This window comes from Pseudomonas sp. HMSC067G02, from assembly GCF_001813485.1.
Taxonomy (GTDB): Bacteria; Pseudomonadota; Gammaproteobacteria; order Pseudomonadales; family Pseudomonadaceae; genus Pseudomonas; species Pseudomonas aeruginosa.
In genome coordinates this window covers 1-21,634 of the sequence record NZ_KV812643.1, presented here as the reverse complement: position 1 = coordinate 21,634, position 21,634 = coordinate 1, and the positions used below count along the sequence as shown (strand labels likewise).

Annotated in this window: 16 protein-coding genes; 5 read left to right on the top strand and 11 right to left on the bottom strand. The window is 68.0% G+C overall.

Annotation, left to right across the window (positions count from 1 at the left end; genetic code table 11):
- Positions 1-17 precede the first annotated feature (17 nt).
- Together HMPREF2914_RS09255 and rarD are read left to right on the top strand one after the other, a co-directional pair.
- Positions 18-878 (top strand): carboxylate/amino acid/amine transporter, encoded by an 861-nt coding sequence (locus tag HMPREF2914_RS09255; protein ID WP_016263194.1) that lies wholly within the window; start codon positions 18-20, stop codon positions 876-878.
- Positions 875-1,774 (top strand): EamA family transporter RarD, encoded by a 900-nt coding sequence (gene rarD, locus HMPREF2914_RS09250; RefSeq protein ID WP_003091995.1) that lies wholly within the window; start codon positions 875-877, stop codon positions 1,772-1,774. The genes HMPREF2914_RS09255 and rarD overlap by 4 nt, the downstream gene beginning before the upstream one ends.
- A gap of 20 nt (positions 1,775-1,794) precedes the next feature.
- Here rarD and HMPREF2914_RS09245 read toward each other — a convergent pair whose 3' ends face one another.
- Positions 1,795-2,391 carry a C40 family peptidase gene (locus HMPREF2914_RS09245; protein WP_003103763.1) on the bottom strand — a complete coding sequence of 199 codons (597 nt, stop codon included), beginning with the start codon at positions 2,389-2,391 and terminating at the stop codon, positions 1,795-1,797.
- Positions 2,392-2,847: 456 nt separating this feature from the next.
- On the opposite strand from HMPREF2914_RS09245, the gene HMPREF2914_RS09240 reads away from it, so the two are divergent.
- Positions 2,848-4,542, top strand: coding sequence for an NAD-dependent malic enzyme (locus tag HMPREF2914_RS09240; protein ID WP_003091987.1), 1,695 nt, complete (start codon positions 2,848-2,850; stop codon positions 4,540-4,542).
- 121 nt (positions 4,543-4,663) lie between these two features.
- On the opposite strand, the gene HMPREF2914_RS09235 is transcribed toward HMPREF2914_RS09240, so the two are convergent.
- From HMPREF2914_RS09235 to HMPREF2914_RS09220, 4 genes are all read right to left on the bottom strand, one after another.
- The gene (locus HMPREF2914_RS09235) at positions 4,664-5,122 is read right to left on the bottom strand and encodes an NUDIX hydrolase (protein ID WP_003113894.1); all 459 of its coding nucleotides are present in this window, start codon (positions 5,120-5,122) and stop codon (positions 4,664-4,666) included.
- On the bottom strand, positions 5,119-5,661 hold the full coding sequence (locus HMPREF2914_RS09230) for a dihydrofolate reductase family protein (protein WP_003111057.1): 543 nt from the start codon (positions 5,659-5,661) through the stop codon (positions 5,119-5,121). Before HMPREF2914_RS09230 ends, HMPREF2914_RS09235 begins: the two co-directional genes overlap by 4 nt.
- Before the next feature lie 17 nt (positions 5,662-5,678).
- Positions 5,679-7,007, bottom strand: a complete 1,329-nt coding sequence (locus HMPREF2914_RS09225; RefSeq protein ID WP_003091979.1) for a mechanosensitive ion channel family protein — start codon at positions 7,005-7,007, stop codon at positions 5,679-5,681.
- 167 nt (positions 7,008-7,174) lie between these two features.
- Positions 7,175-8,542: an MFS transporter gene (locus HMPREF2914_RS09220; RefSeq protein ID WP_003091973.1), complete on the bottom strand. Its 1,368-nt coding sequence runs from the start codon at positions 8,540-8,542 to the stop codon at positions 7,175-7,177.
- A 185-nt stretch (positions 8,543-8,727) separates the two neighbouring features.
- Between HMPREF2914_RS09220 and HMPREF2914_RS09215 the strand changes: the two genes are divergently transcribed.
- Positions 8,728-10,068, top strand: coding sequence for a DEAD/DEAH box helicase (locus HMPREF2914_RS09215; protein ID WP_003122185.1), 1,341 nt, complete (start codon positions 8,728-8,730; stop codon positions 10,066-10,068).
- A 70-nt stretch (positions 10,069-10,138) separates the two neighbouring features.
- Here HMPREF2914_RS09215 and HMPREF2914_RS09210 read toward each other — a convergent pair whose 3' ends face one another.
- Positions 10,139-11,854, bottom strand: a complete 1,716-nt coding sequence (locus HMPREF2914_RS09210; RefSeq protein WP_003103747.1) for an MFS transporter — start codon at positions 11,852-11,854, stop codon at positions 10,139-10,141.
- A gap of 217 nt (positions 11,855-12,071) precedes the next feature.
- Here HMPREF2914_RS09210 and HMPREF2914_RS09205 point away from each other — a divergent pair, with 217 nt between their 5' ends.
- Positions 12,072-13,397, top strand: coding sequence for a phospholipase C/P1 nuclease family protein (locus tag HMPREF2914_RS09205; protein WP_023981163.1), 1,326 nt, complete (start codon positions 12,072-12,074; stop codon positions 13,395-13,397).
- Positions 13,398-13,525: 128 nt separating this feature from the next.
- Here HMPREF2914_RS09205 and HMPREF2914_RS09200 read toward each other — a convergent pair whose 3' ends face one another.
- The 5 genes from HMPREF2914_RS09200 to HMPREF2914_RS09180 form a co-directional block, all read right to left on the bottom strand.
- The gene (locus tag HMPREF2914_RS09200; protein WP_003091959.1) at positions 13,526-13,756 is read right to left on the bottom strand and encodes a YheU family protein; all 231 of its coding nucleotides are present in this window, start codon (positions 13,754-13,756) and stop codon (positions 13,526-13,528) included.
- A gap of 50 nt (positions 13,757-13,806) precedes the next feature.
- Complete coding sequence (locus HMPREF2914_RS09195) at positions 13,807-16,563, bottom strand: hybrid sensor histidine kinase/response regulator (RefSeq protein WP_023092611.1); 2,757 nt, start codon at positions 16,561-16,563, stop codon at positions 13,807-13,809.
- A 136-nt stretch (positions 16,564-16,699) separates the two neighbouring features.
- Complete coding sequence (locus HMPREF2914_RS09190) at positions 16,700-17,896, bottom strand: osmoprotectant NAGGN system M42 family peptidase (RefSeq protein ID WP_003111432.1); 1,197 nt, start codon at positions 17,894-17,896, stop codon at positions 16,700-16,702.
- On the bottom strand, positions 17,893-19,650 hold the full coding sequence (gene ngg, locus HMPREF2914_RS09185) for an N-acetylglutaminylglutamine synthetase (RefSeq protein WP_003111433.1): 1,758 nt from the start codon (positions 19,648-19,650) through the stop codon (positions 17,893-17,895). The genes HMPREF2914_RS09190 and ngg overlap by 4 nt, the downstream gene beginning before the upstream one ends.
- Positions 19,651-19,690: 40 nt before the next feature.
- Positions 19,691-21,460 (bottom strand): N-acetylglutaminylglutamine amidotransferase, encoded by a 1,770-nt coding sequence (locus tag HMPREF2914_RS09180; RefSeq protein ID WP_023092612.1) that lies wholly within the window; start codon positions 21,458-21,460, stop codon positions 19,691-19,693.
- Positions 21,461-21,634 lie beyond the last annotated feature (174 nt).

Here is a 21,634-nt window from a genome sequence, read left to right as displayed (position 1 = left end):
ATCCTGGTGCCTGGTCCATGCGTTATCTACTGTTCGTCACCGTCCTCTGGGCGTTCTCCTTCAACCTGATCGGCGAGTACCTCGCCGGCCAGGTCGACAGCTACTTCGCCGTGCTTACCCGGGTCCTTCTCGCTGGCCTGGTGTTTCTCCCGCTGACCCGCTGGCGCGGCGTCGAACCGCGTTTCGTCGGCGGGGTGATGCTGGTCGGCGCGCTGCAGTTCGGCATCACCTACGTCTGCCTGTACCTGAGCTTCAACGTGCTGACGGTGCCCGAGGTGCTGCTGTTCACCGTGCTGACGCCGGTCCACGTGGCCCTGTTCGACGACCTGCTCAACCGCCGCTTCAACTTCTGGGCCCTGGCCGCCGCGCTGGTGGCGGTGCTGGGCGCGGCGATCATCCGCTACGACGGGATCACCGGCGAGTTCCTCCAGGGCTTCCTGCTGCTGCAACTGGCCAACGCCACCTTCGCCGCCGGCCAGGTGCTGTACAAGCGCCTGGTGCGCAAGTACCCGTCCGCGCTGCCGCAGCGCCAGCGCTTCGGTTATTTCTTCGTTGGCGCTCTGCTGGTGGCGTTGCCTGCCTGGCTGCTGTTCGGCGATCCGCAGCGCCTGCCGGCCGGCGAGCTGCAATGGGGCGTACTGGTATGGATGGGGCTGCTGGCCACCGCCCTCGGCCAGTTCTGGTGGAACAAGGGCGCCACCGAGGTGGACGCCGGTACCCTGGCGGTGATGAACAACCTGCACGTGCCGGTCGGGTTGCTGCTCAACCTGCTGATCTGGAACCAGCACGCCGACCTGCCGCGCCTGGCCCTGGGCGGCGCGGTGATCGTCGCTTCGCTGTGGGTCAACCGGCTCGGCCGGCGCGAGGTGCGTGCATGAGGATTTCCGGACAGGGCGTGCTGCTGTCGCTGGCCGCCTCGGTGCTGTTCGTTACCCTGCCGGGCTACGTCCACCTGCTGGAGCCGCTGGACAGCCTGCAGGTGGTAGCGCATCGGGTGGTCTGGTCGATCCCGATGGTATTCCTGCTGGTCGTCGCCACCCGCCAGTGGCCGACCCTGCGTGCCGCCTGGCGCCGGCTGTTCGCCGAGCCCTGGCTGCTGGCCTGCTTCCCGCTGACCGCGGCGATGATGCTGCTGCAATGGGGCATCTTCATCTGGGCGCCGTTGGCCGGGAAGACCCTCGAACTGTCGCTGGGCTACTTCCTCCTGCCGCTGGCGATGGTGCTGGTGGGGCGGGTGTTCTACGGCGAGCGCCTGACGCCGCTGCAGGCTATCGCCGTGGCCTGCGCGCTGGCCGGGGTGCTCCACGAGTTCTGGCTGACCCGCGCGTTCTCCTGGGTCTCCCTGGTCACCGCGCTGGGCTATCCCCCGTACTTCATGCTGCGGCGCAGGATGGGCGTGGACGCGCTGTCCGGGTTCGTCTTCGAGATGCTCTTCCTGCTGCCGCTGGCGCTGGCCGCGCTGTACTGGCTGGGCGACGAGAGCCAGGCCTTCCGCGAGGCGCCACGCCTGTGGCTGTTGCTGCCGATGCTGGGGCTGATCAGCGCGCTGGCCTTCGGCGCGATGATGGCTTCCAGCCGACTGCTGCCGATGGGGCTGTTCGGGATTCTCAGCTACGTCGAACCGGTGCTGCTGTTCCTGGTGGCGGTACTGTTCCTCGGCGAGGCGTTCCGTCCCGAGCAGCTATGGACCTACGCGCCGATCTGGCTGGCGGTGCTGTTGACCGGCTGGGACAGCGCACGCCTGCTGAGGAAACAGGCGCGACGGGGCATCTGAGCGAGCCGCAGGCGCCGGAATCAGCGCTTGCGGGTGCTTTCGACCTGGGCGAGGGTGGTCGGCAGGATGCGCTTGCCGGCCAGGTAGTGGCGTTTCCAGTAGCTGCTGTTGAGGTCGGAGACGCGGACCTTCTTGCCGCGCCGCGGCGCGTGCACGAAGCGGTCGTTGCCGACGTAGATGCCGACGTGGTCGACGCTGCGGCTGCGGATCCGGAAGAACACCAGGTCGCCCGGTTGCAGCTTGCCGCGGGAGACCTTGTTGTTGTCCATGTTGTAGATGGCGCGGGCGGTCCGCGGCAGGTCGACGTCATCGACGTCCTGGAACACATAGTTGACCAGGCCGCTGCAATCGAAGCCTTTCTTCGGCGTGGTGCCGCCCCAGCGGTAGGGGGTGCCGATCATGCTGAAGGCGCGGTCGGTGACTTCGGAAGCGGCGGCCGCGACCACCGAGCGGTTGGCGGACTGGCGGGTACTGACGACCCGGCTGGGCGACAGGGTGGAATTCTTCGACGGCTTGAAGGTGTGGGTGACCTGGTTGGAAGCCAGGCTGGGCGTCGAGAGGGCGGCCAGAAGGGCCGCGAAGCCTACAGACAGGCATGTCAAAAAGGGTGAACGCATTTCGGCATGTCTTCGCGTGCGTGAATAACGGTCCAGGCTTCCGCTGGTTCGTGGTTACTCTCTGTTCATCGGAGTGTCTTCTGGGTGACCGGAACGAGCCCTCCTGACTCTTCCGACCAGGCCGTCAAACGAAACGGCCAACTGCTTCCGGGCCTGGATGCATTCAGGTTGTCCCGGCGATAACGGGCTTCACGAAGGAAAATCGGGGACTCATCGGCGTTCCCAGCGTATTCCCCTACGAAAGCGGCGGCTATTGTGACCTATTTTGACGCCAGCCTTCTGACCATTCGTCGAATGGTCGGTTCCGGATGTGACGCGCCGGTTTCGCCGTGCAAGTGGCGATACTTGCGGGTCCGGCAATGACCTGTTGTTCGCCGTGGCCTTGGAAAGCCTCTGCGCCGGGGGTATGTTCGTGGTCCCCGTACCCGAGTGAAGCCCGTAGAAGCGAGTCCAGATATGACCGAAACAGCCAAGCGTCCCTTGTACGTTCCCCATGCCGGCCCTTCGCTGCTGGAGATGCCGCTGCTGAACAAAGGCAGCGCGTTCAGTACCCAGGAACGCATCGATTTCAACCTGCAGGGCCTGCTGCCGCACAACATCGAGACCATCGAGGAGCAGACCGAGCGCGCCTACAGCCAGTACAACCTGTGCAACACCGATCTGGACCGCCACATCTTCCTGCGCTCGATCCAGGACAACAACGAGACCCTGTTCTTCCGCCTGCTCGAGGAGCACCTGGAAGAAATGATGCCGATCATCTACACCCCCACGGTCGGCCAGGCCTGCCAGGAGTTCTCGAAGATCTACCGGACCCACCGCGGCCTGTTCATCTCCTACCCGGACCGCGAGCGGATCGACGACATCCTGCGCAGCGCCACCAAGAACAACGTGAAGATCGTGGTGGTCACCGACAGCGAGCGGATCCTCGGCCTGGGCGACCAGGGCATCGGCGGGATGGGCATCCCGATCGGCAAGCTGTCGCTGTACACCGCCTGCGGCGGTATCAGCCCGGCCTACACCCTGCCGGTGGTGCTGGACGTCGGCACCAACAACCCGGACCTGCTCAACGACCCGATGTACATGGGCTGGCGCCACGAGCGGGTGAGCGGGGCGCAGTACGAGGAGTTCGTCGACCTGTTCATCCAGGCGATCAAGCGCCGCTGGCCCAACGTCCTGCTGCAATTCGAGGACTTCGCCCAGACCAATGCCATGCCGTTGCTGGAGCGCTACAAGGACGAGCTGTGCTGCTTCAACGACGACATCCAGGGCACCGCCGCGGTGGCCGTGGGCACCCTGCTGGCGGCTTGCAAGGCCAAGGGCGAGAAGCTCAGCGAGCAGACCGTGACCTTCGTCGGCGCCGGCTCCGCCGGTTGCGGCATCGCCGAGCAGATCATCGCCGCCATGCAACTGGAGGGCCTGGACGAGGCCCAGGCGCGTCGGCGCATCTTCATGGTCGACCGCTGGGGCCTGCTCACCGACGACATGAGCAACCTGCTCGACTTCCAGCACCGCCTGGCGCAGAAGCGCGCCGACCTCGGTGCCTGGGGCGGCCAGCAGGGCGACGACCTGGCGTTGCTGGAAGTGATCCGCAATGCCCGGCCGACGGTGCTGATCGGCGTCTCCGGGCAGCGCGGGCTGTTTTCCGAAGAGGTCATCCGCGAGCTGCACAGCCATTGCAAGCAGCCGCTGGTGATGCCGCTGTCCAACCCGACCTCGCGGGTCGAGGCGACTCCGCAGGAAATCCTCAACTGGACCGACGGCCAGGCGCTGGTCGCCACCGGTAGCCCGTTCCAACCGGTGCAGGTGGGCGACAAGCGGATTCCCATCGCCCAGTGCAACAACGCCTATATCTTCCCCGGCATCGGCCTGGGGGTGATCGCCGCGCGGGCCAACCGGGTCACCGAAGGCATGCTGATGGCCGCGGCCAACGCCCTGGCCAACTGCTCGCCGATCGTTACCCGGGGCGAGGGCGCCGTGTTGCCGGCGCTGGGCGACATCCGCGAGGTCAGCAAGCGCATCGCCGTCGCCGTGGCCAAGCAGGCCCAGGCCGAGGGCAAGGCCCTGCATACCAGCGACGAGGTATTGAACGACGCCATCGAGGCGAACTTCTGGTTCCCGCGCTACCGTGCCTACCGCCGGACTTCGTTCTGAGGCTTAGCCGCAGGCTGCGCACAAGGCAGAGGCGTTAACCGCCGATATTCCGCGCGATCGGTGCGAGAACGCGAAAAGGCCACCCCGAGGTGGCCTTTTTCGTTGACGGTAGCGCTAGCGCTCAGCGCACATGATCGGGGCGCGTCCGGTGTTCGGCCTGGGTTTCCGGGTTTTCCGCCGCGCGCCGCGCCAGGGCCGGCAGGACATGATCGCGCAGCAGCGGCGCGAGATTGTCCGGCTGCGCTTGGCCGGGGACCAGCCAGGCCAGTTCCTCCAGCTCCGCCTGCGCACAGACGGCGTGGGGCAGGCGGGCGACGTAGATATCGGCATCGACGCGGGTGTTCGCCTCGTTGGCCGCCGGCGCCTGGAAGCTGCCGAGGTGCTCGAAGGTCGAGGCGCCCATCGGCAGGCGCAGTTCCTCCAGCAGTTCGCGCTGTAGCGCGGCGAGGGGCGTTTCGCCCGGCTCGCGCTTGCCGCCCGGGAGCATGAAGGCCTGGGTGCCGCGCTTGCGCACCAGCAGCAGGTTGCCCTGGTCGTCGAACAGGCAGGCGGCGGAAATGCTCAGCAGGTTGTCGGTCATTGCGGGTCGTCCTCGGCGATCACCTGGTAGCGCATCTGTACGATGCCGCTGTTGTAGCCATGTTGTTCCAGCAGTTGCAGGCGCCGCTCGCGGCCGCCGGCGAACAGCGGGATGCCGGCGCCGAGCAGCTGCGGAATGACGCTGACGATCACCTCGTCGAGCAGCCCGGCCGCCAGGCAACTGCCGGCGAGGCTGCCGCCGCCGGCCAGCCAGATCCGCCGGCAGCCCTGTTCGCCGAGGCGCGCGAGGCCTTCCTGGGGTGTGACGTGGCGCAACTCGACGCCTTCCGCTGCGCTTTCCTGCGGGTTGCGGGTGAGTACCTGGCAGGGTTTGCCCGGATACGGCCAGTCGCCGAAGCCGCGCACGATATCGTAGGTGCCGCGGCCCATCAGCAGGCCGTCGATGCCCTGGTAGAAGCTCTTGTAGCCGTGGTCGTTGCCGCCCTCGGCGAAACGGTCGAGCCAGTCGACGCTGCCGTCGGGGCGGGCGATGAAACCGTCCAGGCTGGCGGCGACGTAGTAGGTCAGGTGCGGTTTCATGGACGGTTTTCCTCGGTTCAGGCGGTGGCTTCGTCGCTGCGGCTCGGCGCGGCCAGCGCCTCGAACGAGCGGGCCCCGGCGTCACGCCCTTCGAGCATGCCTTGCAGCCCCTGGCGCAGGTCCTGCCCGCTGGGCTGCTGGTAGGCGCCGAGGCCGAACTCCGGCATCACCGCCAGCAGGTAGTCGAACACGTCGCCCTGGATGCGCTCGTAGTCGACCCAGGCGGTGGTGCGGGTGAAGCAGTATATCTCCAGCGGGATGCCCTGGGCGGTCGGCTGCAACTGGCGGACCATGCAGGTCATGTGCGGATGGATGTCCGGGTGGTTCTGCAGGTAGGCGAGGGCGTAGGCGCGGAACGTACCGATGTTGGTCAGCCGGCGGCGGTTGGCGGCCAGCGGGGCGACCCCGCCGTTGGCGGCATTCCACTCCTGCAACTCGGTCTGCTTGCGGGCCATGTATTCGGTGAGCAGGCGCACCTGGCTCAGGCGCCGCTCTTCCTTCTCGTCGAGGAAACGCACCTGGCTGGAGTCGACGTAGATCGCCCGCTTGATCCGCCGTCCGCCGGACTGCTGCATGCCGCGCCAGTTCTTGAACGACTCCGACATCAGGCGCCAGGTCGGCACCGAGACGATGGTCTTGTCGAAGTTCTGCACCTTCACGGTGTACAGGGTGATGTCCACCACGTCGCCGTCGGCGCCGACCTGCGGCATCTCGATCCAGTCGCCGACCCGCAGCATGTCGTTGCTGGTGAGCTGCACGCTGGCGACGAAGGACATCAGGGTGTCCTTGTAGACCAGCAGGAGGACCGCCGACATCGCGCCGAGGCCGGACAGCAGCAGGAGCGGCGAGCGGTCGATGATGATCGAGACGATGATGATCGCGCCGAACACGAACACGGCGATCTTCGCCAGTTGCACGTAGCCCTTGATCGAACGGGTGCGGGCATGCTCGGTACGCGCGTAGATGTCCAGCAGGGCATTCAGCAGCGCGGTGAGGGCGAGGATCAGGAACAGCACGGTGAAGGCCAGTGCCAGGTTGCCGAGGAAGTGCGCGGCCTTGTCCGGCATCTCCGGGATCCATGGCAGGCCGAATTGCACCAGCAGCGAGGGCGTGGTCTGTGCCAGGCGCTGGAACACCTTGTTGCGGATCAGGTCGCCGAGCCAGTGCAGCGCGGGCTGGCGGGCGAGCAGGTTGGCGGCGTAGAGGACGATGTAGCGGGCCACCCGGCCGAGAATCAGGGCGCCCACCAGCAGCAGGCCGAAGGCCAGGCCGGCGTGCAGGATAGGGTGTTGGTCGAGCGCCGACCAGTACCCGGAGAGCTGGTCGAGAAGGGATGTGGAGTCCATGGACAGGCGACTTCCTTTGTTGCGGGCGGGGGGGACGGGCCGGCCCCGCGGTTGAACGGAGATCCCGACGCGGGGGCCGGGAACGCACAAAGGAACCAAGAGTGCCCCATCGGGCGCCGGATCGCATCCCCGACGTGTCTACAAAGGTTTTCCGCCGACGCGCGGGCTCAGCCGGCAAGCTCCTCCAGGGTGCGCCCGCGGGTCTCGATGCCGAAGGCCCAGACCACCAGGGCGGCGACGCCGAAACAGAGGGCGCCGAGGGTGAACACCCCGCCCTGGCCGGTGAGCGGCAGGACCAGCCCGGTGACCAGCGGGCCGAGCAGCGAGCCGATTCGCCCGACCGCCGAGGCGAAGCCCGAGCCGGTGGCGCGCGCGGAGGTCGGATAGAGTTCCGGCGTATAGGTGTAGAGCACCGCCCACATGCCGAACAGGAAGAACTGCATGGCCAGGCCGAAGCCGATCAGCAGCGCCAGGCTGCCGCCGAACACCGCGGTCTGGCCGTAGGCGTAGGCCATCGCGCCGCCGCCGAGGAGCATCAGCACGCAGCTCGGCTTGCGGCCCCAGCTTTCCACCAGCCAGGCCGCGCAGAGGAAGCCGGGTATCCCGGCCAGCGAGATCAGCACCGTGTAGTACACCGACTGGGTGACGGCGAAGCCGGATTGCTGGAGCAGCGCGCTGAGCCAGGAGGTCAGGCCGTAGAAACCGAGCAGGGCGAAGAACCACAGGCCCCAGACGGTCAGGGTGCGGCGCCGGTAGGCTGGCGACCAGAGTTCGGCGAAGGCGCTGAAGAAGCCCGGACGGCTGCGTTCCCGCTGCGGCTGGCGCAGCGGCGGCGGCAGCTCGGTCAGGCCCAGCGAACGCATCACCCGTGCTTCTATGTCGCGCAATACCCGGTCCGCCTGTTCGCGCCGGCCGGCCTGCTCCAGCCAGCGCGGCGACTCGGGAATCAGGAAGCGGATGGCGAGGACGAACACCGCCGGCAGCGCCAGCACCAGGAAAATGCTGCGCCAGCCGGTCAGCGGCAGGAGGAAGTAGGACAGGCAGCCGGCGGCGACGAAGCCCAGCGGCCAGAAGCCGTCCATCAGCGCAATGTACTTGCCGCGGCGGCTGGCCGGGATCATCTCCGACAGCAGCGACTGGGCGATGGGAAACTCCATCCCCATGCCGATCCCCAGCAATACCCGGTAGAAGGTCAGGCTGCCGAGGTCGCCGGCGGTGGAGCACAGGTAGCTGGCCAGGCCCCAGAGCACGATGCTGGCCTGGAATACCGGCTTGCGTCCGAAGCGGTCGGCGAGCATGCCCGACAGGGCCGCGCCGATCACCATGCCGAAGAAGCTCGAGCTGGCCAGCAGCCCGGCCTGCGCCGAGTCGAGCCCGAACTCGGCTTTGATCGAGCCGAGCAGGAAGGTCATCATCGCCAGGTCCATCGAGTCGAAGAAGAACGCCAGCGCGATGATCACGAAGATCAGTCGGTGATACGGACTCAGCGGCAGCCGTTCGAGGCGTTCGGCGGCGGATGCGGGCGCGTCGGGCATGACCTGGTTCCTCTGGGCGGCGGGCGTCGAACGAGTCTGCGATCGCCGCCCGCGCCGCGCTTGCCTGGCGGCGACCCGGCGTCGAGCCGATTGCGACGCCGGCGCTGGCCGTCGCGCCGCGCGAATAAAGCCTGCGCGCCGGCGCGGCAACCGTTAGGCTATGCACCTGTCCATTTTCACGTGCAATGCCGAGGTCTCCCTTGTTCAGCCAATTTCCCCTCCACGAACGCCTGCTGAAGGCACTGGAAAGCCTGTCCTTCAGCGAGCCGACGCCGGTCCAGGCCGCGGCCATTCCCAAGGCGCTGGAGGGGCACGACCTGCGGGTCACGGCGCAGACCGGCAGCGGCAAGACCGCGGCCTTCCTGCTGCCGCTGCTGCACCGCCTGCTGGCCGAGGACAAGCCGCGCTCCCTGGCGCGCGCGCTGATCCTCCTGCCGACCCGCGAGCTGGCCCAGCAGACCCTCAAGGAAGTCGAGCGCTTCGCCCAGTTCACCTTCATCAAGGCCTGCCTGATCACTGGCGGCGAGGACTTCAAGGTGCAGGGCGCGCGCCTGCGCAAGAACCCGGAGATCATCATCGGCACCCCCGGCCGCCTGCTCGAGCAGCGCAACGCCGGCAACCTGCCGTTGCAGGACATCGAGGTGCTGGTGCTGGACGAGGCCGACCGCATGCTCGACATGGGCTTCGCCGACGACGTGCTGGCCCTGGCCAACGCCTGCCCGGCCGAGCGCCAGACCCTGCTGTTCTCCGCCACCCACAGCGGCGCCGGGTTGAACAAGGTGATCGCCGAGGTGCTGCGCGAGCCGCAAGTGCTGCGCCTGAACCAGGTCGGCGAGCTGAACGAGAACGTCCGCCAGCAGGTCATCACCGCCGACGACGTGGCGCACAAGGAACAGTTGCTGCAATGGCTGCTGAGCAACGAGACCTACACCAAGGCCATCGTCTTCACCAATACCCGGGTCTCCGCCGATCGCCTGACCGGGCGGCTGATCGCCAACCAGCACAAGGTCTTCGTCCTGCATGGCGAGAAGGACCAGAAGGACCGCAAGCTGGCCATCGAGCGCCTGAAGCAGGGCGCGGTGAAGATCCTCGTCGCCACCGACGTCGCCGCACGCGGCCTGGACGTCGAAGGCCTGGACCTGGTGATCAACTTCGACATGCCGCGCAGCGGCGACGAGTACGTGCACCGCATCGGCCGCACCGGTCGCGCCGGCGCCGAGGGCCTGGCGATCTCGCTGATCTGCCATGGCGACTGGAACCTGATGTCGAGCGTCGAACGCTACCTCAAGCAGAACTTCGAACGACGCAACATCAAGGAACTGAAGGCCGCCTACCAGGGGCCGAAGAAGCTCAAGGCGTCGGGCAAGGCCGCCGGCAGCAAGAAGAAAAAGCAGGACAGGAAGGGCGCCGCCGCCAAGCCCGCGGCCAAGCGCAAGCCCGCCGCGCGGCCGAAGGCCGGGCCGTCGGCGGTGGTCAGCGCCGACGGCATGGCGCCGCTCAAGCGCAAGAAGCCGACGGCGGAGTGATCGCGCCGGCGTTGGATTGCGGATAACGCCGCTGGCGCTGTCCGCCCCGAGGGACTGCCAGGCCCCGTTCTCAACTCCCCGCCGTCGCGCCCGCCTCGTCGTTGGCCGGCGGCGTGGCGCTCTTCACCAGCGGCGTATCGTAGCTGCTGGCCTCGTAGCTCACGCAATGGCGGATCTGCGGCGGACCGTCGCCGGCATGCAGGGCGGTGACGTTGTCGATGACGATCTTGTCGGCCAGGGTCATGCGGTCGAGCATGCGCAGGTGCTGGATCCAGTTGTCCACCAGGAACAGTTCCTGCCAGACCTCCGGGTTGCTCACGTCGCGGAACAGCGACCAGCGCTCCGCGCCGTTGCGCAGGCGCAGGCGGCGCAGCGGCTGGGCGGCGCGAACGAAGTCGCGGGTGCGCTCGGCGGGAATCCGGTATTCGATGGAGACCAGCACCATGCCCCGCCGCGTGTTGAAGACGAAGCTCGGCTGCCCGGGCATGCTCGCCGGCGCGCGGGAAATACTGGCGGCGTCCATTTCCGGCAGGCGCGAGTTGTATAGCAGGATCACCGAGGCCAGCAGCAGGCAGCCGGCGGCCAGCAGCGCACCGTGCACGGTCATGGTCTCGGCGAGATGGCCCCAGAGGAACGAACCCAGCGCCAGGCCACCGTACAGCGCGGTCTGGTACAACGCCAGGGCGCGCGCCTTGATCCAGTCGGGGACGAGGATCTGCACCGCCGAGTTGTAGGTGGCGAGGGCGCCGATCCAGCAGCCGCCGCCGAGGATCAGCACCGGGAACAGGACCCAGAGGTTGTCTACCAGGCCGAGGGTCAGCAGGATCAGCGCCAGGGTGAAGCCGGCCAGACTGATCAGCCGGCTGCTGCCGATCCGCTGGCGCAGGCGCGAGACCTGGGTGCTGCCGAGGATCGCGCCGAGGCCGAGGGCGCCGAGCATGTAGCCGTAGATCGCCGCGTCGCCGTCCGGGTTGCGGTGCGCCAGCAGCGGCAGCAGGGCCCAGACCGCGCTGGCGGAGAGGCCGAAGGCGAAGGAGCGCATCATCACCAGGCGGGTGACGGTTGAGTACTGGGTGAAGCGCAGCGCCGCGGTGACGCCTTCGAGGATGCCTTCCGGCGGCAGGCTGCGCTTGGGCACGTCGCGCCGCCACTGCCAGATCGCCCAGATCAGGGCCATGTAGCAGAAGCTGTTGAACAGGAACACCCAGGCCGGTCCCACCGCGCTCAGCAACAGGCCGCCGAGGGCCGGGCCGGCGGCGCGGGCGACGTTGTAGTTGACGCTGTTGAGCAGCACCGCGTCGCTGACCATGCGCGCCGGCACCTGCTCGTTGACCGCCGCCTGCCAGGCCGGGATGGTCACCGAGCCGCCGAGGGAGATCCAGAGGATGGAGATGATCAGCAGCACCGGGTCGAGGTAGCCGAGGAAGGCCAGCAGGGTGGCGAACATCGCCCCGGTCATCTCGAAGCTGAGTCCCCAGAGCATGATCTTGCGCCGGTCGTGGTTGTCGGCGATGACCCCGGAGAGGATCGACAGCAGCACCAGCGGCAGCGCCGCGGCGACCTGGATCATCGCCACCATCAGCGGGCTGGCGTGGGCGTCGGTGACCACCCAGGCGGCGGCCACCGACTGGGCCCAGGTGCCGAGGTTGGCGAACAGGTTGCAGATCCAGATGATGCGGAAGGCCTGGATCGAGAACGGCGCCCAGGTGCCGGTGCGTTCTGGCTTGGCCGCTTGGCCTTCGGGTTTGAGGGGCAGGTCGTGCTTGGGCGAAACGGACTGGAGCATCAGATGGGTGCCTTGTATCAGCGTGCCTGATGTCGGGAAAGTCTAGCCGCCTGGCGCCTGGGCGCCATTGATGGCGGTCATGGGGCCGGCCCGGCGTGGATAGACATTGGTCCGATGGCGCTATCGGAGAGTTCCGATGTCCAGGCAGGACAGTGCCCTGGGGTGTCCCGCATTGGTAGGCTTGCCGGCACCGAGTCGAGACAAGAGCGAAAAGCCGATGAAGTTGCTGTTGCGTTGCCTGCTGCTGGGGGCGTGGGTCCTCTCGCCGAGCCTGTGGGCCTGGTCCAACCATACGGTGGGCAGCTACCTGGCATTGCGCGAGCTGGCGGCCATCCGCGAGGCGCCGGAAGTCGAGGTGGAGCCGCTGGAGGCGTTCCTCGCCGCCGAGCGCGGCGGACTGGCCGCACTGCTGGACGAGCAGGAAGCCTACGCCCGTGCGCATATCGGCAACTACCCGGCGCGTCCGGACGCCCTGCGCTTCGCCGCCGACGGCGAGGCCGGCGACTTGCGCCAGGCGTTCCTCGCGGCGCTGCGGGTCAACCCGGAGATCCGCCTGGCGCTGGCGATCCAGCCGCTTCCCGGGCAGGACCAGCCGCAGCGCCCGCACCTCAAGCCACAGGAGGTGCTGGTGTTCCAGAACCTCTCGCCGTGGACCGCCTGGCGTTTCATCCGCCTGGAGCCCGGCGAGCGAGTCGCGCCCCTGGCAGTGCTGGCCACCGCCGCCGACGAACCGGACTACGGCCACGACATCAACCTGTTCAGCGACAACCCTGGCGAGGCCGGCCAGCGCTACGGCTTCGGCACCCAGCCATTCGGCGACCCGCGCTTCGAGTTCAGCTCCCAGGCGCCGTTCCACATGGGCTTCTACCACGAGGCGGCGGTGATCTACAGCGGCGCGCCGTTCCTCGCCCGGGCCTGGCCGGAATGGCGTGCCTACCAGTACTTCGGCCTGTCCCGCTTCGCCTTCGCCAACGGTCATCCCTACTGGGGCTACCGGTTCCTTGGCTGGGGCATGCACTACATCCAGGACATCACCCAGCCCTACCACTCCACGCCGCTGCCCGGTGCCAGCCTGGCGGCGATGCTACAGATGGAGGGCAAGGCATTGCTCGGCTACCCGGAGGAAAAACAGGCGGCCATCGAGCGTGTCGCGAACCGCCATACCGCGGTGGAGAAATACCAGTTCGACTGGCTGCGCCAACTGCTCCGCGACGGCCGCCCGCAGCCGATGCTCGACGCCTACGCCGACACCCGCCGCGACGGTGCCTATCCGGCCTATTCGCCGACCTACTTGCGCGAGGTGGTGGCCGCCGAGTCGAACGCCCACGCCGCGGCCTTCGACGCCGCCATCGGCGAATGGCTGGCCGCCCGCCCGGCCTCCGCCGCGCAGGACTTCAGCGAGAGCAACCAGCCACGCCCCGAGGCCCACGACAATGCGGCGCTGAACGCGCAACTGATCGAACTGATCGGGCATTTCGGCGCGCATAGCCGGAACATCGCCAGGGCGGCGTTGGAAACGGAGGAGGGTGGGGCGAAGGAGTGAGGGGGCGGGCGGATGAGCGGCGGATAACCGCGAGCGGTTATTCGCCCTGCGGAGCAGGGGCGCTGTCCGGCGTTTCCGGGGTGTGCAGGGCGGCGAACCCGCCCCGCCAGGCGGGTCGATGCCGCGACTCAGTCGCGCAACAGCTCCGCAGGCACCTCGCTGCGCAACATCAACTGGCACTGCTGGCTCTCCGGGTCGAACAGGATCACCGCCTCGCCCCGCCGCAAGGCATGCCGGGCGCGTTCTACACGCACGTCCAGCGGGGTCTCGTCGCCATTGTCGGTGCCTTCGCGGGTGACGAAGTCTTCCAGCAGGTTGTTCAGGGTGTCGGCTTCGAGCAGGTCGTGGGGGATCAGCATGGCGGTACTCCGGTATGGCGGCGAATGCTAGCGCGACGCATCGCGTACTGTCATGCCTGTCGCGAAGGCTGGCCGAGCAGGCGTTCGAGGGTGGCATAGAGTTCCGCCCGGTCCACCGGCTTGCCGAGGTAGGCGTCCATGCCGGCCTCGATTCCGGCCCGGCGGTGTTCGTCGAGGATGTGCGCGGTCAGGGCGACGATCGGGACGCGCGGCCAGCCCTGGGCACGCTCCTCCCGGCGGATCAGGCGGGTCGCCTCGAAGCCGTCCATTTCCGGCATCTCGCCATCCATCAGGATCAACTGGATGCCGTTCGGGTCGCGCAGGTACTCGTCCAGCGCGAGCCGTCCGTTGCCGGCCAGGCGCACCGCGTAGCCGCGCTTGGCGAGGAAGCCGCGCACCACCAGCTGGTTCACCGGGTTGTCCTCGGCGACCAGGATGCATGGGGCGTCCAGGCGTTCGTCCGGGGCCGCCTCGCTGCTCCGCCCTGGCTGTCGGCGCCGCTCCCGGTACAGTTCCAGCAGGGCTTCGCGCAGGGCCTTCACCGCCACCGGCTGGGCCAGGGCCAGCAGGCGCAGGCCTTCGTGCGGCGGCAGGTCCTGGCAGTGCTGCGGCGGGCATAGCAGGAGGATGCGCTGGCCTTGCTCCAGTTGCGCATAGAGGGTGTCCAGCCAGATCGACGGCGGCCCCGGCCAGGGCGCCGCCAGGACCAGCAGGGGCGGTGCGCTGAAGTCCTCCAGGTAGGCGTTCAGCCGTCTCGGCTGCAGGCAGCGTTCGACCCGCAGCCCCCAACGCTCCAGCAATGCCTGCAGGCAGTCCAGGGTCAGGTTGTCCTCGCTGGCCAGCAGGGCCGGACGGTGTTGCAGCAGTTGCGCCAGTTCGTCCGCTTCGCCGGCGTCGAGGGCGGGGCTGAGCGGCAGGTCGACGCTGAACCGGGTGCCCTTGCCCGGCTCGCTGCTCACCTCGATGCGCCCGCCCATCATCTGCACCAGTTCGCGGCTGATCGCCAGGCCCAGGCCGCTGCCGCCGTAGCGGCGGGTGGTGCTGGAGTCGGCCTGGGAGAAGGATTCGAACAGGGTCTTCTGCGCCTGGGCGGATATCCCGATGCCGCTGTCGCTGACGCTGTACAGCAGGCGCTCGCGTCCGCCCTCGTCGAAGCGCCGCTGCACGCGCACGGCGACATGGCCTTCGGCGGTGAACTTGAGGGCATTGCTGAGCAGGTTCATCAGTACCTGGCGCAACCGCGTCGGGTCGCCGTTGAGGCGGCGCGGCACGCCCCTGTCCAGGCCGAGATGCAGGCGCAGGCGTTTTTCCACGGCCTGGGCGCTGAACAGCGCCAGGGTGTCGGAGAGCAGTTCCTCCAGGTCGAAGTCGATGCGCTCCAGGTGCAGCTTGCCGGACTCGATGCGAGCGTAGTCGAGGATATCGTTGATCACCGACATCAGCGCGCTGCCGGAGCTGGCGATGGTCTCCACGTAGGCTGCCTGGCCGCGATCCAGCGGGGTATCGCGGAGCAGTTGCAGCATGCCCAGCACGCCGTTCAGCGGGGTGCGAATCTCATGGCTCATCTTCGCCAGGAAGCGGCTCTTCGCCTCGTTCTCCACCCGCGCCTGCTCGGCCGCCTGGCGCGAGCGGAAGCCTTCCTCCTTGAGCGCATTGATGCGGTCGGCGAGGCCGATGGACAGGGTCACCAGTTCCACGGTCATGCCGATCTTGACCACGCTGCTGCCGAACAGGCCGAACAGTTCGAAGCCCAGCGAGGCGGCGGTGGTGACCAGGAACGACAGCAGCAGCGCGCCCCAGGCCAGGATGTAGTAGAGGCCGTAGCGCAGGCCCTGGCGCCAGACGTGGACGCCGGCCAGCAGCAGGCTGAGGGAGACCAGCATCACCGTCAGGCTGGCGAGGACGTTCCAGGCGCGCAACCCCACCAGCGGCTCGCTGGCCAACAGGACCACGCAGGCCAGCAGCAGGCCGCGGAGGAAGCGGTCGAGGCGCGGGAAGTCGCGGCGGGTGTAGAGGTAGCCGCGGCTGAACTGGATCGACACCAGGCAGCTCAGGTACATCAGCAGGTAGATGCCGGCCGACTCCAGCGCCACGTGTCCGGGCAGCAGCTTGAACAGCAGGCCGTCGAAGCTGGCGGAAAACAGGCCGAGGCTGAGGTTGTACAGCAGGTACCAGGCGTAGGTGGCCTCGCGCAGCGAGACGAAGAGGAACAGGTTGTAGCAGAACAACCCGAACAGCACCCCGTAGAAGGCCCCGTTGAAGCCCATCAGGGTTTCCTGGCTGGCCGCGCTGGCCGCGTAGGTGCTGAAGTACAGCGGCACGTAGACGGTGCTGGTGCTCTGCACGCGCAGCAGCAGGGTGCTCTCGCCGGGCGGCAGTCGCAGCGGGAACCAGAAGTTGCGCACCTGCACCGGGCGCTGGGAGAAGGCGAACAGGTCGCCGCTCTCCTGCTGTTCGATGCGCCCATCGGCGGTCAGCAGGTAGACCTTGAGGTCGTCCAGCAGCGGGTAGTTGACCTCCAGGAAACCGGCCAGGTCGGCGCCGTTGCGGTTGTCCAGGCGCACCCTGAACCACCAGGCCGCGGCGTTCTTGCCGAAGTTCGCGTGGTCGCCGCGCAGGGCGGCGAAGGCCTGGGCCGGCAAGGCGAGGATGTCGCCCAGGCGCGCCTTGCCGCCGGCGTCGCGGTAGTATTCGGCGTATGCGCCCAGGGACAGGCGCAGGTCCTCTCCGTCCAGCGGCGCGGGCGGCTGCGCCCGGGCCGGCAGCGCGCAGCAGAGCAACAGCAGGACCAGGCAGAGTCGGGACATGCAACTACTCCATGGACACGAGTCGGCACGCATGATGCTACGGAGGAAATGAGACAGGCGAGGGAACCTGCCATCAGCCTAGCAGTTGGCTGGAGAGGAGGGCGGCCTCCCCGGGGGCGGGGAGGCCGGCGCGGGCTCAGCCCTTGTCGCTGTTGTTGCTGCTGTCGAGCACTTCGTCCACCGGCGGGACGTGGGTGCAGCTTTCCATGTGCACCGGATGCTCGAGCTGCTTGTTGAAGCGTTCCAGCGAGGTTTCCCGGGGCTTGGCGTCGCTGGCGAAGACCGGCGGGCTGAGGATGTAGGCAGTGAGCAGGCGGCTCAGCGCGGCGAGGCTGTCGATGTGCGTGCGCTCGTAGCCGTGGGTGGCGTCGCAGCCGAACGCCAGCAGCGCGGCGCGGGTGTCGTGGCCGGCGGCGATCGCCGACTGCGCGTCGCTGTGGTAGTAGCGGAACAGGTCGCGGCGCAGGGCGATGTCGTGGCGCTCGCCGAGCCGCAGCAGGTGCCGCGACAGATGGAAGTCGTAGGGCCCGCCGGAGTCCTGCATGGCCACGCTGACGCTGTGCTCGTTGGAGTTCTGGCCTTCGGCCACCGGGGCGATGTCGATGCCGACGAACTCGCTGACGTCCCAGGGCAGGGCGCCGGCGGCGCCGGAGCCGACTTCCTCGGTGATGGTGAACAGCGGGTGGCAGTCGATCGGCGGCTCCTGCCCGCTTTCCTTGACCGCCTTCAGCGCCGCCAGCAGCGCCGCGACCCCGGCCTTGTCGTCCAGGTGGCGGGCGCTGATATGGCCGCTCTCGGTGAACTCCGGCAGCGGATCGAAGGCCACGTAGTCACCCACCGAGATGCCCAGGCTCTCGCTGTCGGCGCGACTGGCGGTATAGGCGTCGAGACGCAGCTCGATGTTGTCCCAGCTGATCTTCAGGTTGTCCACCTCGGTATTGAAGGCGTGGCCCGAAGCCAGCAGCGGCAGCACGCTGCCACGGAACACGCCCTGTTCGGTGAACACCGTGACCCGGCTACCCTCGGCGAAGCGGCTCGACCAGCAGCCTACCGGGGCCAGGCCGAGGCGGCCGTTGGGCTTGATCTCGCGGACCAGCGCGCCGATCGTGTCGAGGTGCGCGGAAACCGCCCGGTCGGGGGTATTCAGGCGGCCCTGGAGGGTCGCCCGGATGGTTCCCCGGCGAGTCATCTCGAAGGGCACGCCAAGTTCGTCGAGCTGCTCGGCGACATAGCGCACGATGGTATCGGTGAAGCCGGTGGGGCTGGGGATGGCGAGCATCTCCAGCAGCACCCGTTGCAGGTAGTTGAGGTCCGGTTGTGGCAGAGGGGTCATGAAGGCACCTCGCGGCTGAGGGGGAAGAGAAGATCGACGAAGCGTTCGGCGGTCGGCTGCGGCTCGTGGTTGGCCAGGCCGGCGCGCTCGTTGGCTTCGATGATCACGTAGTCGGGCTGGTCGGCGGCCTCGACCAGGAAGTCCAGGCCCACCACCGGTATTTCCAGGGCCCGCGCGGCCTGGATCGCGGCCTCGCGGAGGGCCGGATGGAGGGCGTCGGTGACGTCCTCGAGGATGCCGCCGGTGTGCAGGTTGGCGGTGCGCCGCACGGCCAGGTGTTCGCCGCTGGGCAGCACGTCGTCGTAGCCATAGCCGGCGGCCCGCAGGGTGCGCTCGGTCTCGTGGTCGAGCGGGATGCGGCTTTCCCCGCCGGTGGCGGCCTGGCGCCGGCGGCTCTGCGCCTCGATCAGCTCGCGGATGCTGTGCCGGCCGTCGCCGATCACCGCGGCGGGACGACGGATGGCGGCGGCCACCACCTCGTAGCCGATCACCAGCACGCGCAGGTCGTGGCCGGCGTGGTAGCTCTCCAGCAGCACGCGCGAATCGAAATGGCGGGCGGCCTCGATGGCCTCCTCGACCTCTTCCGCGGTGCGCAGGTCCACCGCCACGCCCTGGCCCTGCTCGCCGTCCACCGGCTTGACCACCAGCGAACCGTGCTCGGCGAGGAACGCGGCGTTTTCCTCCGCGCTGCCGGCCAGGCGCTGCTGCGGCTGGCGCAGGCCGGCGTGCTGCAGGGCGCGGTGGGTGAGGACCTTGTCCTGGCAGAGGGTCATGCTTACCGCCGTGGTCAGGTCGGAGAGCGATTCACGGCAGCGGATCTGCCGGCCGCCCTGGGTCAGGGTGAACAGGCCGCCCTCGGCGTCGTCGACGCGCACCTCGATGCCGCGCCGGTGGGCCTCGTCGACGATGATCCGGGCGTAGGGGTTGAGGTCTTCCTCCGGGCCGGGGCCGAGGAACAGCGACTGGTTGATGCCGTTCTTGCGCTTGATGGTGAAGGTCGCCAGTTCGCGGAAGCCGAGCTTGCGGTAGAGCGCCTTGGCCTGCTGGTTGTTGTGCAGCACCGAGAGGTCGAGGTAGGCCAGTTCGCGGCTCATGAAGTGCTCGACCAGGTGCCGCACCAACGCCTCGCCGACGCCCGGCCGGCTGCATTGCGGGTCCACCGCCAGGCACCAGAGGCTGGAGCCCCCCTCCGGGTCCTGGAACGCCTTGGCGTGGTTGAGGCCCATCACCGTGCCTACCGCGACGCCAGTGTCGGCGTCCTCGGCCAGCCAGTAGATCGGCCCGCCCTGGTGGCGCGGGCTGAGGCGCTCGGTCTGCACCGGAAGCATGCCGCGCGCCAGGTACAGGCGGTTGATCGCCGCCCAGTCCTCCTCGGTATGCACCCGGCGGATGCGGAAACCGCGTGGCGGACGACGCGCCGGGCGGTAGTCGGTGAACCACAGGCGCAGGGTATCCGAGGGATCGAGGAAGAGCTGCTGCGGGGCGTGGGCCAGGACCTGCTGCGGCGCCGCCACGTAGAGCGCGATGTCGCGTTCGCCGGGGGCTTCCTGCAACAGGTCGCGGGCCAGTTCCTCGGCGTCCGGGTAGGTCTGCCCGATCAGCAGGCGGCCCCAGCCGCAGTGGATGCTCAGCGGTTTCTCGGTGGGCTCGCTGTGATCTTCGGCGAGACGCGCCTGCAGGCGTTCGTAGGTGGGCGCCTGGATACGTTGCAGGCGCTGGTTGTGCGGGTGAGGCAGATGCAAGTGGCCTTTCATGATCGCTCCTGGTTCGGGCCCCTGCGTTGGGGGTCCATTTTCAAAGTCCCTGTTCGCTGAGCCAGAGGTTGAGGGCGGCCAGCTGCCACAGCTTGGAGCCGCGCAGCGGTGTGAGGTCGCCGTCCGGATCGCTCAGCAGGCGATCGAATATCGCCGGCTGGAACAGGCCGCGGTCCTGGCTCGGGTCGAGCAGCAGCTCGCGTACCCATTCGCGGGTGCGGCCCTGCAGGTGCTTGAGGCCGGGCACCGGGAAGTAGCCCTTGGGCCGGTCGATGACTTCGCTGGGAATCACCTTGCGCGCGGCACCCTTGAGCACCTGCTTGCCGCCATCGCCGAGCTTGAAGCGGGCGGGAATGCGCGCCGACAGCTCGGCCAGGCGGTAGTCGAGGAACGGCACGCGGGCTTCCAGGCCCCAGGCCATGGTCATGTTGTCGACCCGCTTGACCGGGTCGTCGACCAGCATGATCGTGCTGTCCAGGCGCAGCGCCTTGTCCACCGCGGCCTCGGCGCCGGGGCTGGCGAAGTGGTCGCGGACGAAACGCCCGGCGACGTCCTCGACGCGGAAGCGCTCGCCGACGGTGGCCAGGTATTCCTCGTGGTCGCGGTCGAAGAACGCCGCGCGGTACGCGGCGAAGGCGTCGTCGGCGCCATCCACCTTCGGATACCAGTGGTAGCCGGCGAACAGCTCGTCGGCGCCCTGGCCGCTCTGCACCACCTTGCAGTGCTTCGAGACTTCCCGCGCGAGCAGGTAGAAGGCGATGCAGTCGTGGCTGACCATCGGCTCGCTCATGGCTCGGAAGGCCGCCGGCAACTGCTCGATCACTTCGTGCTCGCCGATGCGCAGGCGATGGTGGCGGGTGTGATAGCGCTCGGCAATCAGGTCGGAATACTGGAACTCGTCGCCGCGCTCGCCGCCGGCATCCTCGAAGCCGATGGAGAAGGTCAGCAGGTTGTCCACCCCGGCCTCGTGCAGCAGGCCCACCAGCAGGCTCGAATCGACCCCGCCGGAGAGCAGCACGCCGACCTCGCGGGCGGCGCGCTGGCGGATCGCCACCGCTTCGCGGAGGCCGTCGAGGACGCGCTCCTGCCAGTCGTCGAGCGTCAGCTCGCGCTCGTCCGGGCGCGGGCCGTAGTCCAGCGTCCACCAGGTGCGCTGCTCGCAGCTGCCGTCGAGGTCGACGCTCATCCAGGTCGCCGGCGGCAGCTTCTTCACGCCCTCCAGCAAGGTGTGCGGGGCGGGAACCACGGCGTGGAAGTTGAGGTAGAAATTCAGCGCCTGCGGATCGAGGTCGCTGGCGATGTCGCCGCCCTTGAGCAGGGCCGGCAGGCTCGAGGCGAAGCGCAGGCGCGAGCGGTCGAGGCTGTAGTAGAGCGGCTTGATGCCGAGGCGGTCACGGACCAGGAACAGCCGCTGGCGATCGCGCTCCCAGACGGCGAAGGCGAACATCCCATTGAGCCGGGGCAATAAATCGGCGCCCCAGGCATGGTACCCCTTCAAGAGAACTTCGGTGTCGCCGCCGGAGAAGAACCGATAGCCAAGGCTTTCCAGTTCGCCACGCAGTTCGGGGTAGTTGTAGATGGCGCCATTGAACACCATGGCCAGGCCGAGATCGGGATCGAACATCGGTTGGCCGGAAGCTTCCGCCAGGTCCATGATCTTCAGCCGTCGATGTCCGAGGGCGATCGGGCCCTGGGCATGGAAACCCCAGGCGTCGGGGCCTCGAGGGGCCAGGTGGTGGGTGATGCGTTCGACCGCTGCGAGGTCGGCTGCCTGGTTGTCGAAACGAAACTCTCCTGATATGCCGCACATATTCCTTACCGGTTCTCCGTTGGGGAAGTGGGTTACGTACTCCTTCCGGGTACATGACTTACCTAACAGAGGACCGTTACAGTTGGAAGGAGTTCTATACGAATTTTCCGGGCCTATCAGGACCCTTAACGAAGAATTTATGGGTATCCGGAATTTCTGGTTGATAAAATGCCA